This window comes from Mucilaginibacter sp. OAE612 (assembly GCF_041806395.1).
GTDB lineage: Bacteria > Bacteroidota > Bacteroidia > Sphingobacteriales > Sphingobacteriaceae > Mucilaginibacter > Mucilaginibacter rubeus.
On sequence record NZ_JBGMUW010000001.1, the window covers coordinates 4291446 to 4307914 of the forward strand.

18 protein-coding genes are annotated in these 16469 nt (G+C 51.0%); 17 read left to right on the plus strand and 1 reads right to left on the minus strand.

Translation table 11 applies throughout. The features are described from left to right. Positions 1–311 precede the first annotated feature (311 nt). The 14 genes from ABID99_RS17905 (at position 312) to ABID99_RS17970 (ending at position 12367) form a co-directional block, all read left to right on the plus strand. Positions 312–809: a hypothetical protein gene (locus ABID99_RS17905; protein ID WP_373614623.1), complete on the plus strand. Its 498-nt coding sequence runs from the start codon at positions 312–314 to the stop codon at positions 807–809. A gap of 263 nt (positions 810–1072) precedes the next feature. Further along, on the plus strand, positions 1073–1405 hold the full coding sequence (locus tag ABID99_RS17910; RefSeq protein WP_373614624.1) for a DUF4134 domain-containing protein: 333 nt from the start codon (positions 1073–1075) through the stop codon (positions 1403–1405). Between the two features lie 46 nt (positions 1406–1451). After that, entirely contained in the window at positions 1452–1898 is a 447-nt protein-coding gene (locus ABID99_RS17915; protein ID WP_373614625.1) for a DUF1896 family protein, read from the plus strand. Positions 1899–1904: 6 nt separating this feature from the next. Beyond that, the gene (locus tag ABID99_RS17920; RefSeq protein WP_373614626.1) at positions 1905–2384 is read left to right on the plus strand and encodes a DUF4133 domain-containing protein; all 480 of its coding nucleotides are present in this window, start codon (positions 1905–1907) and stop codon (positions 2382–2384) included. After that, complete coding sequence (locus ABID99_RS17925) at positions 2381–3175, plus strand: hypothetical protein (RefSeq protein WP_373614627.1); 795 nt, start codon at positions 2381–2383, stop codon at positions 3173–3175. The genes ABID99_RS17920 and ABID99_RS17925 overlap by 4 nt, the downstream gene beginning before the upstream one ends. Positions 3176–3235: 60 nt before the next feature. Beyond that, on the plus strand, positions 3236–5683 hold the full coding sequence (locus ABID99_RS17930; RefSeq protein ID WP_373614628.1) for a TraG family conjugative transposon ATPase: 2448 nt from the start codon (positions 3236–3238) through the stop codon (positions 5681–5683). Between the two features lies 1 nt (position 5684). Further along, positions 5685–6359 (plus strand): conjugal transfer protein TraI, encoded by a 675-nt coding sequence (locus tag ABID99_RS17935; protein ID WP_373614629.1) that lies wholly within the window; start codon positions 5685–5687, stop codon positions 6357–6359. Between the two features lie 10 nt (positions 6360–6369). After that, positions 6370–7041: a hypothetical protein gene (locus ABID99_RS17940; protein WP_373614630.1), complete on the plus strand. Its 672-nt coding sequence runs from the start codon at positions 6370–6372 to the stop codon at positions 7039–7041. 33 nt (positions 7042–7074) lie between these two features. Then, positions 7075–7722, plus strand: coding sequence for a TerB family tellurite resistance protein (locus ABID99_RS17945; protein ID WP_373614631.1), 648 nt, complete (start codon positions 7075–7077; stop codon positions 7720–7722). A 4-nt stretch (positions 7723–7726) separates the two neighbouring features. Further along, positions 7727–8851: a conjugative transposon protein TraJ gene (gene traJ, locus ABID99_RS17950; protein ID WP_373614633.1), complete on the plus strand. Its 1125-nt coding sequence runs from the start codon at positions 7727–7729 to the stop codon at positions 8849–8851. Between the two features lie 2 nt (positions 8852–8853). Further along, on the plus strand, positions 8854–9471 hold the full coding sequence (traK, locus tag ABID99_RS17955; RefSeq protein WP_373614634.1) for a conjugative transposon protein TraK: 618 nt from the start codon (positions 8854–8856) through the stop codon (positions 9469–9471). Position 9472: 1 nt separating this feature from the next. Then, positions 9473–10585 (plus strand): conjugative transposon protein TraM, encoded by a 1113-nt coding sequence (locus ABID99_RS17960; protein WP_373614635.1) that lies wholly within the window; start codon positions 9473–9475, stop codon positions 10583–10585. 10 nt (positions 10586–10595) lie between these two features. Beyond that, positions 10596–11396, plus strand: coding sequence for a hypothetical protein (locus ABID99_RS17965; RefSeq protein ID WP_373614636.1), 801 nt, complete (start codon positions 10596–10598; stop codon positions 11394–11396). Between the two features lie 80 nt (positions 11397–11476). Beyond that, entirely contained in the window at positions 11477–12367 is an 891-nt protein-coding gene (locus ABID99_RS17970) for a hypothetical protein (protein WP_373614637.1), read from the plus strand. Between the two features lie 20 nt (positions 12368–12387). On the opposite strand, the gene ABID99_RS17975 is transcribed toward ABID99_RS17970, so the two are convergent. Continuing rightward, complete coding sequence (locus ABID99_RS17975) at positions 12388–12582, minus strand: hypothetical protein (protein WP_373614638.1); 195 nt, start codon at positions 12580–12582, stop codon at positions 12388–12390. A 303-nt stretch (positions 12583–12885) separates the two neighbouring features. Here ABID99_RS17975 and ABID99_RS17980 point away from each other — a divergent pair, with 303 nt between their 5' ends. The 3 genes from ABID99_RS17980 (at position 12886) to ABID99_RS17990 (ending at position 16311) form a co-directional block, all read left to right on the plus strand. Next, positions 12886–13158: a helix-turn-helix domain-containing protein gene (locus ABID99_RS17980; protein ID WP_176628728.1), complete on the plus strand. Its 273-nt coding sequence runs from the start codon at positions 12886–12888 to the stop codon at positions 13156–13158. 218 nt (positions 13159–13376) lie between these two features. Continuing rightward, on the plus strand, positions 13377–13886 hold the full coding sequence (locus tag ABID99_RS17985) for a hypothetical protein (protein ID WP_373614639.1): 510 nt from the start codon (positions 13377–13379) through the stop codon (positions 13884–13886). A gap of 271 nt (positions 13887–14157) precedes the next feature. Beyond that, positions 14158–16311 (plus strand): TIM-barrel domain-containing protein, encoded by a 2154-nt coding sequence (locus tag ABID99_RS17990; protein ID WP_373614640.1) that lies wholly within the window; start codon positions 14158–14160, stop codon positions 16309–16311. Positions 16312–16469 lie beyond the last annotated feature (158 nt).

The following is a 16469-nucleotide window of genomic DNA, read 5'->3' on the forward strand; positions in this document are numbered from 1 at the left end:
CGTGCCCTTCGAAATACCATCACAAACACCACGCTTTCAAGCCCCACTCAGGCGCTACTCAAAAAAATAAATTAACTCAGCGCGACTAATCCCAAACTTCCTCCCATGTGTCAATCGCAGGGTACATGGAAACTTGTATTACACATCGTTTTTCATAAAAACATCCTAACAACCTCATTTAAAACAGGCTTCGATAATAGCAAAAAAAACTTCAGTATCATCTTGAAGTTTATCAGCATGTCATTATCACCTTGCTTTGTATCAATAAACGGCAGTAACCTGCTCAAAACAAATATTAAAGCAATAACAACATGGAGCATCTATTGAACAACACTACCTGGAAACAATACCTATACGCCGCTTTTGCAGCAGCGGTCTTTTATTACGCCTTTATCGCCTGGAAATATTACCGTCATGAGATCAGGCAACTGATCGCCAGGCTGCGTGCCAAAGCCGGCGCTCCGGAAGAGCGGCCTGCTGTATTGCAATACCCGTCAGAACAGATTGAGCCGGAACAGGTTAATCCAGCGGTCATCTCGTCCGAAGAAGCCTACAGCCAGAAGCTGCCCTTCAGCGGAACTGCGAGCGACCTCGCCCGGCAACTCCGGCAGTGCATCTATGACGCCGCTGAGGGACCCTTCGCACCACAGCTGCTCATCCCCGCACTCCGGAAAATACTCCATGATTACCCTGATGTCGCTGCGACAACCGACCGCGAAAAGATCAACACCCTTGTCGTCAGCGAATGTGACAATACCGGCACGGCGCTGCTGAGTGAAGGTGAAGTGGATCAGTGGTGGAACGCTTAGCCCGCCGTGCCTTTCCCCGGCCCCGCAACCCGCGGGGCCAATAAAGGGGAAACCAAAGCCCAAAAAAATAAGCTGCCCCGGCCCCGTGCTGTAGCGCCATGACCGCAAAGGAATGAGTTAGGGCTGCAGCTTTTCCCCGCCCCTCCCGGAAACCACCGGGAGCGGGTATGGGAAACCCCTGCTCAAAAAGGAGGAAAGCTGAAAGCAAAAAGGAGAAAGCGCCAAGCCGGAACCGACATCAATAACAACAAAACGATAGTGAAATGGAAAAGTGCAAGAGAAAATCGTGGAGCAGCCCCCTCCCAAAAACCACCCTGTGCGTGGTATTGATCACCCTGACTTATTTAACTACCCAGGCCCAGGACGGCAACGCCGGCATCCAGGAGGCCAACACCCAGGTCAGGAGCTATTTTGAAAGCGGCACCAACCTGATGTACGGCATCGGGGCCATCGTCGGCCTGATCGGTGCAGTCAAAGTCTACCAGAAGTGGAACAGCGGGGACCAGGATACCTCCAAAGTCGCTGCAGCCTGGTTCGGCTCCTGCATTTTTTTGGTCGTCGTGGCCACCATCATCAAATCATTCTTCGGCCTGTAAGCCCCACCCAACCCTGCCCGGAAGGGAGGGCTTTAAAAACAAGCAAATGAAAACATTACTCATCGGCAAGCTGCATAACTATATGGTGCAGCACCATACCGACCTGCTCATCGCTTTGCAGGAAGACCACCGGCTGAACCATTACCTCAGCACCAAGATCGATTCCATCAGCGGACTGATCGAAGAGCTGCAACGGGACAACCGCCCGGCCTATGTCATCGAAGCGCTTTGCCTCGAAGAACTTACCCGAGACCTGCGCCCTTCCCGCTTCAGCTGGATGCGCGAGCTGCTGGAGGAAGAATTTCCGGAGGACTGCCAGCGGCTTAACCGCAGCGGCATCCTGACCTACGAATTGATCAACCTGATAGGTGCCTGCGAACCCATTTTCGAAATCTTCGGTTTCGGAGAAGAACACCAAGACCACCGCGGCCTGCGCGCCGCCATCACCGGCCTGATCGCCGAATACCTCGAAAACCAGCAACCCGAAAACTAAACCGGCATGTCGTTTAACCCATTCCATAAACTACGCGATAACATCGAAGCGATCCGCACCGCGCTGGCCTACCAGCCAGGCGATGTGTTATCCACGTTTATCAAAGCGCCCTGGCGATCCGCACCAAAGTTTACGAAAAAAGAACATACCATGAACAACAGCATCTATACCATTAATAAAGGCATCAACAAATGCATCGAGTTCCACGGCCTGCGGGCGCAATACATCTGGTATTTCGCCGGGCTGGCGCTCACTTTGATGATCCTGTTCGCTGTTCTGTATATCATCGGCGCCGGCACCATCATCTGCCTCGCCGTTTGCGGACCGGCAGCGCTATTCGGCGCTATGAAAATATTTGCCTTAAGCCGCAGGTACGGCGAACACGGCCTGATGAAGGCCATGGCCCGCAAACGCGTGCCCCGCGTTCTGAAATCTTACGGCCGCCGCTTTTTCCAGCAATTAATCCATAAAGAAAACCTGTTATGAGCAAGTTCAGAGAACCCGTTATTTACAGCATCGACCGTACCAGCTTTGTTGTAGACATCGACAAGCAGGTGCTCCGTCAAACGGATAAGCCCGAAAACGAGATATCCTTCATCAGGGATTTGACCGATTTCGGTGATCATTATCTGCTCGCCTGGAACGAAAACACCAAACAGGTCACCACCGATCCGGAGGAAGCAGCAGCTTATATCATTCCACAGCTCGTCCAGCTTGACCCGCAAGGCATGTTTGAAAAATACAGCATCCCGGTCGAAAAGCTGCAATCCATGAGCGACTTCGAGGTCATCATTGACCAACAGGTACTGGCGGGCCGCAAACAAAACATTCTCCCGCAGATCGATATTGCCGGCGAGCAATTCGTCGTCGACCTGCGCATGCACGAACTCCGCCACGCACAGCACTTCTTCCCGGTGATCAGCCTGAAGTCATTTGAACTGACCGATGACGGCTGGAATTACGAGGCTTTTTATGAGCCGCTGATGAAACAGGTGGTGGAGATCGACCCGAAACTGCTCGAATTCCCGCAAGGGGTGATCAAGATCATACTGCCCAACGACATCGGGCTCGACCCGGTAGGTGCAGCGCAGATCTACGGCATGGACGAACGCGAGCTGCTGCGCCGCCATCCAATCCAAAAAGAGCTGAAAGCCGAAATTATTCCGCTGACCGAAACGGATATCCCGAGGATGATCCGGCAGAATAAAGAACAATTGCAGCGTGACCACCAGGAAAACATGCAAAAGGCCAGGCCACGCAACCGCCACCGCTTTTGAAACCCCACCCAACCCTCCCCAAAGGAGAGGGCTATAAATGATGTGAAAAAGATACGTGACATGGAAAAACAACTCAAAAACATACTGCCCATCCTCGGGATCGAAAACGACGCTATACTCTCCAAACAAGGGGCGTTTACACTGGCCTTCCGCATCAGCCTGCCGGAAGTGTTTACGCTCTCGGATGAGGATTACGAGCACCTGCACCAGGCCTGGGTAAAAGCCATCCGGGTACTGCCCAAAGACAGCGTGCTGCATAAACAGGACTGGTTTTTACAAAGAGAAACCACGCAGGGCGAAACCTGCTGCGGTCAAAGCTTTCTGAACCAGGCCAGCGCCCGTTACTTTGAAGGCCGGAAATACCTGGCGCATGACTGCGTCGTTTACCTGACCAAAAAACCGCAGGGCAGCAAACCCACCGGCTCGCTGTTTTCCAGCCTGATCCGGCAGACCCTGGTACCCAAAGAATTATTGGGCGCACAAGCCGTCCGAGAATTTCGCGATGTGGGCGCCCGGTTCAAACGCCTGCTGGAAGATACCCGACTGATGAGCGTTACGCCCTTAACCGCCGCCGACCTGCAAAGCCAGCTAAAAAAAACCGGACTGATCGAACGCTATTGTTTTTTAGCGGAAAGGGATGACCCGGCTTTATACCAGGATATCAGCTTTGACGAAGCAGTACGTATCGGCAACCGGCAAATGGCCATTTATACCCTTGGCGATACCGAAAGCCTGCCGGCCAACTGCGGTTCGCGCTTGACCTACGAAACCTATTCTACCGACCAGACCAAATTCCCGGTCAGCTTCGCCGCCCGGCTCGGCCTGCTGCTGCAAACCAGCCATATCTATAACCAGTACATTTTTGTTGGTGATGCGCAGGCTACACTCAAACAACTGGAAAAGAAAAGGCTGCGGCTGCAATCGCTCTCGGCTTATTCCCGGGAGAATGCTATCTCGCTGGAGGCCACGAACGAATACCTGAACGAGGCCATCAGCCGCCAGCGCCTGCCGGTCAAAGCACACTTTAACGTGATGGTCTGGTCGGATGACCGGGAACAGCTGTTAAGCAAAGGCAACCAGGTCTTATCGGCGCTCGCCGCTATGGATGCCTCCGCCAAACCGGAAACTGACGGCGCGGCGCAGATCTGGTGGGCGGGCATTCCCGGCAATGCAGGCGATTTCCCGGTCAATGACACTTTCGATACCTTCGCCGAACAGGCCGCCTGCTTCCTGAACCTCGAAAGCAATTATCAGAGCGGCCCGGCCGGTGCAGGCATTCGCTTCTGCGACCGCCTTTCCGGCCGCCCGGTCTATGCCGATCTTTTCGATGCACCGCGCAAAGAAGGCATCACCTCCAATATGGGCACGCTGGTGTGCGGTACATCGGGCGGCGGCAAATCCATGACCGTTAACCATATCCTGCGTTCGCTCTATGACCAGGGCGCACATTGCGTAACCGTCGATATCGGAGGCAGTTACCTTGGCCTCTGCGATACCGTGAAGGGCTATTATTTCAGCTATACCGAAACGGACCCGATCCGTTTTAACCCGTTCTATCTTTCCAAAGGCGAAGTGCTCGACACCGAGAAAAAAGAAAGTTTAAAAGCCTTGCTGGTTTCCCTTTGGAAAGGCGAAAACGAAACGTTCAACCGGGCGGAATACGTGGCCCTATCCAACGCCTTGCAGGGTTATTATGAATACCTCGCCCAAAACACCCCGGTATTCCCCGGCTTCGATTCTTTCTATGAATATCTTGAACGCGACTACCGCGAAGTGCTGAAAAGCCACCGGGTAAAAGAAAGTGCGTTTGATATGGACAATTTCCTGTATGTATTACGGCCTTATTACAAAGGCGGGGAATTCGATTACCTGCTGAACGCCCGGGAGAACCTCGACCTGCTCAGCCAGCCGTTCATTGTGTTCGAGCTCGACCAGATCAAGGACCACCCGATCCTTTTCCCGGTCGTGACGCTCATCATTATGGAACTGTTCATTTCCAAAATGCGCAAACTGGCCGGCGTCCGTAAAGTCCTTACGATAGACGAAGCCTGGAAGGCCATCGCCAAATCGGGCATGGCCGAGTTCCTGCGTTACGCTTTTAAAACCATCCGTAAGTTCAACGGGGTGCCTATCGTGAGTACGCAGGAACTGGACGACCTGATTTCCTCACCGGTTATCAAGGATGCCATTATCAATAACGCGGATATTAAAATCCTGATGGACATGCGCAAGTTCCAGGGCAAGTTCGACAAACTGCAAAACGCGCTGGGTTTATCGGATAAAGGGAAAACCATCCTGCTGTCAGTGAATAAAGATAACCGGGAGATTTTCGTGGACATCGGCGGGCAGGTCATGAAGGTCTACAAAAACGAACTCTGCCCCGAAGAATATTACGCTTTTACTACCGAGGGCCGCGAGCGGGTTCAGGTAAGGGAATACGCGGAAAAACACGGCGGCATCGAGGCGGGCATCGCCGCGCTGGTTGCCGAAAAACTTAATCAGAAATAGCATGAAAAGATATATTCTCATCCTGGTGGGCTGCGTGTTGTTTTTCCTGTGCCCGCCTGAAGCCAAAGCGCAAGTACCTGCAGCCAGCGCCTTTACCGGCCTGATCAAAAAGGTGATCGTCGCCATCGACATCAAAGTGCAGCGCCTGCAAAACCGGACCATCGCGCTGCAAAACGCCGAAAAGCAGATCGAAAACACTTTGCACCTCAACAGCCTGAACGGGATCTCGGACTGGCTCAGCAAGGAAAAGGATCTCTATGCCGGTTATTACCAGGAACTCTCCAAAGTCAGGCGACTGATCGCCAGTTATGATGCGGTCAAACGCATCGTCATCCAGCAAAGCCAGCTTGTCAGTGAATACCGGAACGCCAGCGCGCAGTTCAATCGCGACCCGCATTTCAGCCCCACGGAATTGAAGTACATGGGCAATATCTATAACGGCATCTTACAGGAAAGCCTGCGTAACCTCGACGAAACCATCACGGTTATCAGCGACCTGGCGGCGCAGATGGACGATGCCGAACGCCTGGAGCGGATCAACCTGGCGGCCAAAGCCATGCAAACTAACCTCGGCCACCTGCGGCAGTTCAACAGGCAGAACACAAGCCTCAGCCTGCTCCGGGCCAAAGACGGACGTGACCGCGCGGCGGTGAAGCAATTTTATTGGATACAATAAACCTAATGATATGAAAAACCTATTCAGCAAACCCGCGCGCTCAGCCGCCGTCCTTATTTTTTCCCTCGCCAGCCCCGGCATTATGCAGGCCAAAGCCCAGTTCCTGGGCGGCTTCTTCAGCCAGCAGGCCACGAAGAAAAAACTGATGACCGAACAAGTCGCCGGTTACCAGCTTTACCTGAGCGCTATCAAAACCGGTTACACCATCGCCGGTAAAGGCCTGACGGTAGCGCATGACCTGAAGAACAGCACTTTCAGCCTGCATACGGCTTATTTCAATGCTTTGCAGCAGGTAGCGCCCGTGGTGAAAAACGACCCGAAAGGCCGGGCCACCGACAGCCTGTACCGGCATATCCGTTCGCTGTTCGCGAACGAAAAACAATGGCAGGCCAAACAAAACTTATTGACCCTGACCGAGCTGCGATACCTCGACAAAGTAAGCGCCGGCCTGCTGGCCAAATGTAAAACGGATATGGACGAACTAACCGACGTGCTGACGCCGGGCAGGTTGCAGCTAAGCGACGCCGAGCGCCTCAGCCGGCTGGATCAGCTCTACGCACGCATGAAAGACAAGCAGGCCTTTGCTACTTACTTCAGCAATAAATGCCGCAAGCTGGCGCTGAACCGGCAAAAGCAGCAAAAAGACCGGGCGCAGATGAAAAAACTTTACGGCATACAATAGCCAAAACAAACATGAAAAGAGATCTTGAAAGCGATGAAAAAGTTAATTTTTATGATCCTGCTGACGGCGGGGCTTTGCGGCATGCTGCCGCGACAATCAAAAGCGCAATCGGTCGATGATTGCATCCAGCAGCTCATACTCGACTATGAAAAACTGGCCAGTCTGAAAAACATCCTCAGCCAGATGTACCAGGGCTACGAGGTATTGTCCAAAGGATATAGCGCCGTAAAAGGTGTCGCGCAGGGTAACTTCAGCCTGCACGAGGCATTTCTCGACGGGCTTTACCTCATCAGCCCTGCCGTACGCAAGTACCCCCGCATCACGGATATCATCAACGACCAGGCGACGCTCGTCAGCGAATACCGGCAAGCGTCCGGTTCATTCAGCCGCAGCGGCCGGTTCAAGCCCGATGAACTGACTTATATGATGACCGTTTATAATAACCTCGTCAGTGCCAGCCTGCAAAACCTCGATAACCTGGTGATGATCATTACAGACAGCCAGCTGCGGATGAGCGATGCGGAGCGGCTCAGGGCCATCGACCGGCTGTACCACGAAAGCCACAATCAGCTGACTTACCTGCGGCGCTTTAATGGGCAGGCATCGGCTATGGTGAAACAACGCGCGCTGATCGAACAGGACAGGCAGGCGCTGCATTCTATTTACGGCATTAAACCCTGATCTTATGAAAAAGAAAACGTTAACAGTTGCGACATTGGCAACCCTGGGCGTGCTTTGCCCTTTACTTTCCCATGCCGAGGGCGTAGCCTACGACCTGCACAGCCTGCAGGACATGCTCAGTCAGCTTTACGACCAGATGATCCCGCTTTGCAGCGGCATGATCGGCGTCGCCCGCGCCATCGGTGGTTTCGCCGCTTTATGGTATATCGCCGCCCGTGTTTGGAAACACCTCGCCGCAGCCGAACCCATCGATTATTATCCCCTCCTGCGCCCGTTCGGCATCGGCTTTTGCGTCGCCTTCTTTCCGCTGGTACTCCGCCTGATGAACGGCTTGCTCCAGCCCGTAGTGACCGCCACGGAAAATATGGTGACCAATTCCAACCAGGCCATCGAGCGCCTGCTTAGTGAACAACCGCAAAACGATAACGAGCAAACGCCCGGCGAACTCAATTCCGACCCGGACAAATGGTACCAGTACAGCCACCCCGACGGTACCGATGCCAGCGCGGGCAACCCCATTTCGGATGCCTTTTCCGGCTGGAGCATCAAGAACTGGGCGCGTAAATTCATCTATGAAGTACTTAACGTACTCTTCCAGGCCGCGGCACTATGCCTTGACACGATCCGTACGTTTAAACTCATCGTGCTGGCCATTCTCGGACCGCTTTGCTTCGGGCTGAGCATTTTCGACGGCTTCCAGCACACGCTGAAGCAATGGATCGCCCGTTATGTCAACGTGTTCATGTGGCTGCCCGTCGCCAATATTTTCGGGGCCATCATCGCCAGGATCCAGGTGAACATGCTGCTGGCCATCCAGAGCGGTAACCCCGGCGGCAACGAATTCGGCAATACGAGCACGGCCTACCTGATCTTCCTGCTGATCGGTATCCTCGGATACTTCACCGTACCGAGCATCGCGAATTACATCATGAACGTCGGCGGGCACGCCCTGTTCAACAAAACCTCGGCGGTGGCCTCGATGGCCGTATCCTGGTTCAGCGGCTCCGTCATACGGAACGCTTTTTCCGGCAACAGCCAGGTCAATAACCAGCAAAACAGCAGCAAACAAACGCAAAACAACAATTACAACACGGAAAAGCTGAAAGGTGGCTCCGGTAAAACATCCTGACCATGTTTAAAAAACTCAAAAACCTGGAGACCGCGTTCCAGCATGTACGCGTTTTCAGCATCGCCATCATCCTGCTGGCCTTTGCCGCCGTCTGCTTCATGGCCTGGCTGCTGAAATCCGAATCGGTCGCCCTGCAAAAAAAGGTCTACGTCCTTTCCGGCAATACCGCCTGGTCAGCCAAAGCCGTCGAACGCGCCGAGTACCTGCCCCTCGCCGCCCGCGGCCATGTCCGCGCCTTCCACGAGCTGTTCTTCACCCTCGACCCCGACGAAAAGGTCAACAAACGCAACCTGTCCCGCGCCCTTTACCTCGCGGACAATTCCGCCCGCAAAGTCTACGACAGCCTTTCCGTCAGCGGCTATTATGCCAATATCATCGCCGGCAATATCAGCCAGCGCCTCAACGTCGACAGCGTACAGGTCGATACCCGCGCCAGTCCTTACCATTTCCGGTGCTATGCCACCCTGCGCATTATCCGCTCCACCAGCCAGGTCGCGCAAAGCCTCATCACCGAAGGCGACCTCCGCGAAGTGGAACGCAGCGACAACAACCTCCTCGGCTTCCTCATCGAGCACTGGAGCACCATAGAAAACAAAGTTTTAACCATCAGCAATCATTAATATGGAAACCAAAAACCCTTTAAAACTGCAACGCCAGCGGAAAGCCCTGCTGGTCATGCCGCTTATTATTTTCTGCCTGAGCACCGTATGCTTCTGGGCCTTCGACGGCGGCAAAGGCCCGGAACGGCAAAGCACGGTCCGGCAAAACCTCCGGTACAAAATACCACCCGCGCTGCTGGGCGGCAACCAGGACGGCGATAAAATGAGCTTTTACGACCGTGCCCGTGCCGACTCCGATAAACAGGCGCAACTGCGCAAGACAGACCCTTTTTTCAAACGCGGCGCGGACAGCGGGGCCTTCGCCCCGCCGGACGACAACCTCCCTTTTTCCCCTCGCCAGCCCTCGCTTTTGGACGACCAGGTTTCCCGCAATAACGGTGACCCGGCGGTTAATGCCGCCAAGATCAGCCAGCGGTTAAAACAGTTACAATCGGTGATCAACAAACCGCCTGCGCCAGTGTGTACAACAATACCTAAACCAGCGCTTAACCGCCGCCCGGATTCCATGCGATATCCTGCGCCCCTAAGCGAAGACCCGGAAATGAAACAGATGAACGGCTTACTGGAAAAAATCCTGGATATCCAGCACCCGGAGCGGCTGAAGGATAAAAAAGAGGACATCGTTGTAAAAACTGCACCGGAACAATTCCAGGCGATCCCCGCAGTGATCGATGGCAACCAGAAGATCGTGCAGGGCACGGTGATCCGCATACGCCTGCTGGACTCGGTAAGGCTGAACGGGCAACTCTTCGCCAAAGGGCAACTGATCTATGGCAGCGGCGACCTCTATAACCAGCGGGTAAAAATCAATATCAAACTGATCCATGTGGGACTGAACATTATCCCCGTCGACCTGACCGTGTATGACCGGACGGACGGTATGGAGGGCATCAGCGTGCCGGAAGCCGTAACCGGTGAAGCGCTGCGCGAAGGCGCCGTCAGCGGGGTGCAGTCCATGGATATGCTGAGCCTCGACCCCTCGGTGACAGCGCAGCTGACGACGGCCGGGATCAATACGGCCAAAGGGCTTTTCTCCAAAAAGGTCAAACGCGTGAAAGGAAAACTGAAGGACGGGCACGAACTGCTGCTGCGCGACAACAAGGTATTGCATTAATCTTTTGGCTATGGAATTAACGGATCGCAAAGCCATTGCCAATTTTTTTTCCAAAGCCGCGGAGCAAAAATGGAACCGGGCGGCCTTTGACCGGAGCAGGGATCAACCTGTCTTTCATGGGTATGTTTCCATCGGTGAAGCTTCGGAATTCTGGTCGGCATCGAACAATGTATTCGATTATCTCATGCAGGGTTTTGCAGCGGCGGATGATGCCCTTATTCCGGTGGCCAACCTGGCGGCAGGCTTCGATCAAAAACCAGTGATAGGTGAAGGTAACCTGCCGGATATCAGGCAGCAATTAGCGGAACTTGATGTGGAGCTGCAACCCTTTTGCAAAATAGACGGCCTCGGCCCTTACCTGCAGACGGAGATGTTTATCCCCGTGCACTGGCGGCAGGATATCGAGCCGCGAAAAGAAGTGAAGCGCTTTCTGGTGATCAAGCATACCCATCCGGGGCACCACATTTATGAGATCGGGCACGAGGTGGCTATTTTAAAACATTTCAAGAGCCAGGCGGACGGCGCAATTTTTCAGCGTGAAAAAGCCAAAGGACTGGCGACGGATAAAAAGCCTGCCGATCTGATCCTGGTAGGGGAATACCGCGGGCGCTTGCTCAACCCGGACCCGGACAGTTACCCGGAAAAGCACTGCGGTATCGCCCTGTTCAGGGTTCATGGCAACCGGGACGGCAGGCTGCAATGCTCAACGCCCCATTCGCTATACCCTCCGCTGACCATCGAACAAAGGCTGTATGCCCGCTTATACCATAGCGGCGGTGCCATCAGGCTGCATGATGATCAGTTGCAATAGACGGATCCAAGGCTTTTAGCTGCTTCAACCTATCCCACACATTTAATCAAAGAAGTATTAACCATTAAAATTTAAGTATTATGAATCAGGAAAGTTTTGAGTACAACAGGGAGCAACTTCAGTATCTGGGCTTTGGCGAAGAAATCGCGAAATCCTTACATACAAAAATGGAACAGAACCTGACCGAGTTTACACTGGACCACACACGAAAGTTCGGAAAGGACGAACTGCATTCGGTGCTGTATTTCTCTAAGGGCGATGATACCGCTAAAGACCTTACGTTTTTTAACCGTTTCACTTCGACGCTAAAAAAAGAAGGTATGGAAGACCTTTCGCAGACCTTCTTTGTCGGGCCGAAATATAACTACACGCTCCAGGAACGCTACAATATGATGGACGGTCGTGCGGTTTACCGGGAACAACCTGTTTTGGAAAGGAAAGAAATGGACGGTAAACTGAAAATGGTGCCGACCGGTGAAACTTACTGGGCCTGGCGGGCGCTCAACTTTAAAGAGGCCGATCAGCACGGGAACTTTTTACCCAAGATGATCCGCTGGCATGACCAGGGTAAGGCACTGGAAAAATTCCCGATTGTCGGCGCGGAAGAGAAATACATGCAGGCGCGTTTGCTGGCGCAATTGCAAAAAGGAAACCAGGTTGAAGTTAACGTATTAAAGGACGGCCAGGAGGTAAAAGCTCAAATGGTGGTGAATGCGCCGATGATGCGCATCGACTTTTATGATGAGAACGGCCAAAAGCTGGATATCAAACCGGTGAACAGGCAGGCCTTTGGACAAAGCCAAAAGTCGGATCTATCACCGCAGGAAGTGCAACGGGCGGCTATAGCTAAAGTAACCGCAGCCAAAGATGGCACCCAAGCGGCGGATGAGGCAGCACCAGCAGGTCAGAAAGCAGCAACCGGGCAAAAACAGGAACCGGCCCCGCAGCGCAAGCAAGCTGTTAAGATCTGAGTATGGAGCTGTGCAGGCCTTTATGGGTATTCTTTGAACGGGTCGGCAGCGATCCCCGGATCTGTATTGCCCATATTGGCCTTTTTGCTACGCTCCTGCAGTTGTGGCAGCGTGGCGGGTTTACGGATCATATCGAGGTTTATAGTTACGAGGTGATGGAGGTGGCCCGGATTTCTTCTCGGGCTACTTATCATCGCTGTATCCGGGACCTGCATGACTTTGGTTATTTACAATATTTCCCATCTTTCAACAAGAAGAGGCGCAGTAAAATCATTCTTGTTCCCCGGGATCTACCTGTTTGCAAGCGATAAAAAGTAATTGCAGGAAATTAAAAAAAATCATAATGCCCGATGTACAACATGACGAGAACCATTGCATATAAAATTATAAATATCGCAAAGAATTCAGGTAGTATGAATTATCGTAAGCGTATCCTGTGTCTGCTCGACCTCGGAATATTTATCAATACCATCATTCAAAAGAAATCCATTCAACAACATTACCATATCGTATAGACCATGAGTGTAGAGATTATTACCAAAGAAGATCTGCAGCATTTCAGGCTGCAATTACTTAATGATATCAATGATTTGTTGAACACAAAAAAAGATATCCAAAAAGAATGGCTCAAAGGTGCTGAAGTCAGGCAACTGTTGAAAGTATCACAGGGCACTTTGCAAAATCTCCGGACAGGGGGTAGATTATCTTACTCCAAGATTGGGGGAACTTATTATTATCGCCATCGGGACATCATTAAATTATTGGAAAACAGCAGGGAGGCATTTCGTTAACATGTCCGCTGCTCAACATTTATCCCGTCTATTTCACTGCTTCAGCGAAGACGCCCGGATTACCGCCGGGCACCTGAGTCTCTATATGGCGATTTACTTTTTATGGCAATCCGCCGGCATGAAAAAATCTATAAATGTTTCCCGAAGGAAACTTATGAAGTTGTCTCGCATTCAAAGTAACATCACTTATCACAAATGCATTAGCCAGCTTCAGGACTATGGCTATATCAGGTACACACCATCTTACCACCCGCGCCTCGGTAGCCGAGTGGAACTGTTGCTCGCGATATAGCAATCAATTTGTTCGCCAGCTCAACCTGTTAATTTTTTATCCGTTCACTACTTCGCCGCCGTTTACGTGGATCACCTGCCCTAATTCGTCTCTCAAATTTTCTTTGAACGGTAAAGGTGATACTCTACAGCCATATATGCTGACTTCAAAATATCCCGATATGGCCATCGTCGTATCATCCATCGGAAGGACAATAAAGCGGGCTTACATTACAGCGCGCGCAAATGTGCTGTTCAAGGTGGATTTTCTTGATAAACCACTTGGTATATCTGGTTGCTACAATCAGTTAACCATCCGGAACGCATCCACAACACGATGCAAGAAAATCATTGCGCGGGACCTGGCAGGCAGTAAACCAGTTGATATCACCCAAAAAGTAATCATCAGACCTAACGAACTGGCTATCCCAGGTAACTTAATAGACAAAGTTGTTTGAGGAGTGCCACAAAAGGCGATTTGTCTGAACCCGGTATGGTGCTTTTTCTAAGATAATTTATTAAACCTTGACATTTAGCCCATGATTCGATTAATTTAACGCAAAATTTAGTATCGACTGGATTCAACATAAGCTGCGTCCGGTTTCAGCATATTCAAAAATTACCGGGCCAAGGCCATCCGGTTCAAACGATTTAGCATTGGCTGAGGTGATGTTTGACGCCTCCTTACATTTGAACGCATTTTAAAAACCAGTATAATTGAGTAATTAAATGATGAAGCTTTTACTACGAATCAACTTGGTGTTGTTCTTTTTTCAGCGCATGACTTTGGTCGCTGTTTCTCAGCAAGCTATTCAGGTCACAACCGTTGCCCCTGGTGTAAAAAAACTGACATGTGGCATACCGGAACAATTTTCGCCATATAGTTTTTGCAGTACAAAACCTATGACAGATGCCATGGCTAAACTGCCGGCGGGTAAACTGCCTTTTAACACGGATGAAATTAAAATAACTGCATCTGACCGCGGCATAGTCGTGGAAATTCCGCTGACCGACGAGGAGCAACTTTATGGGTTTGGTTTACAAATGGGCTCGTTCAATCAAAAAGGACTCAGAAAGAAGCCAATCGTCAATGATAACCCTTCGCATAACTTGGGCTATACTCATGCACCCGAACCATTTTATATATCTAATAAAGGGTATGGCATCCTGGTTAATACGTCTCATTACACCACTTTTTACTGTGGCAGCACGGCAAAGAATACCGGTATAGTAAAGTTAAAAGACGCGAAAGATGGCAATTCAGTGGAGGAATTATACAAGAATGAAAGCAGGGCATCCGGTTATGTTGCGGTAGATGTGCCGGGCGTAAAGGGCGTGGAAGTTTATGTGTTTGAAGGGCCGCAGATGCTGGAAGTTTTGCAGCGCTATAATCTTTTTTCTGGTGGCGGGGCTTTGCCGGCGTTATGGGGATTAGGCGTTAAGTATCGTGTAAAAGGTAATTTTAACCAGCAGCAAGTTGGTAAAATGGCAGATTATTTCCGGGCAAACAAAATTCCGTGCGATGTGCTTGGCCTGGAACCCAAATGGCAGACTACGGCCTACTCATGTTCTTATGTATGGAACAAAGATTTTTTTCCGTCGCATGATAAGTTTATAGACACGATGAAGACCAAAGGCTATCACATAAATTTATGGGAGCATGCCTTCGTAAACCCCAAATCGCCCCTTTACCCAGCACTTAAAGATAAATCGGGGAACTATTTGGTCTGGAATGGGCTCGTTCCAGATTTTGTTGATAGTTCCGCCAGTAAATTATTTGCGGATTATCATAAACAAACCTTCGTGCAAAAGGGCATATCAGGCTTTAAAATGGACGAGTGCGATAACTCCAACCTGACGATGGGCGATGCAACCTGGAGTTTCCCTGAGCACAGCCGCTTCCCGTCTGGCATTAACGGAGAGCAAATGCATCAGGTCTTTGGCATCGTTTACCAAAAGGCGATCTATAGCATCTACAAAGCATTAAATACACGCACTTATTTGGATGTCAGGGCCTCAAATGCGTTTGCTTCCTCTTATCCGGCATCCCTTTACAGCGATACCTACGATCATCATCAATACATTCAAATGATCAGTAACGCCGGTTTTTCCGGGCTACTATGGTCGCCTGAGGTCAGGGAATCCAGGTCTGTCGCTGATCTGCTGCGCAGGAGTCAAACAGCCGTACTTTCTGCTCAAACCCTTTACAACTCCTGGTACCTTCAAAATCCCCCCTGGCTTCAAATCGATATTGAAAAAAATAATAAGGACCAATTGATGGAAAATGCAAAGTCAGTCGAAGCAGCCGTACGTAAACTGCTTGATTTCCGGATGAGCCTGGTCCCTTATCTTTATAACGCATTTGCTGATTACCATAACAAAGGCGTTCCGCCTTTCAGGGCCTTGGTGGTCGACTACCCGGAAGACGCAAAAGTTTTTAATATTGACGATGAATATATGATCGGACAAGGAATTTTGGCCGCTCCGCTTACCGAAGACATGGAGGAACGGAAGGTTTACCTGCCAGCCGGAAACTGGTACGACTTTAACACCCAAAAAAAATACGTTGGCGGAAAAGCATACACCGTTAAAATCGGATTGACCGACCTGCCTGTTTTTATTAAAGAAGGGACTATATTACCACTGGCCGAACCTGTTGACCATATAGGCCCGGATACCCGCTTCGAGCTGACTTGCCAGGTGTATGGTGAACGGGCAGAGCCTGCATCCTTATTCGAAGATGACGGTGTCAGTTTTAATTTTGAAAAAGGGAACTTCAACCTTTTGACATTGAATTACACCAAAGGTAAAGGTTCCGTTAAAAGGGCCGGCGGTTTTAAAGGCAACAGATACAAGGTTAAAAAATGGATCGTAATTAATTGAAGCGACTACCTGCTTATACAGCGCTCTGGCCTGTATGCCACCGGGGCGGTTGCAACGACCCCGGTGGCTTTTTGATCATCTGTCTTACTACAAGTTTATTAATTCATCAATATTGCCTCCCTTCTGCCGGGATTAAACAGTTCTTAAATAAAACCTTA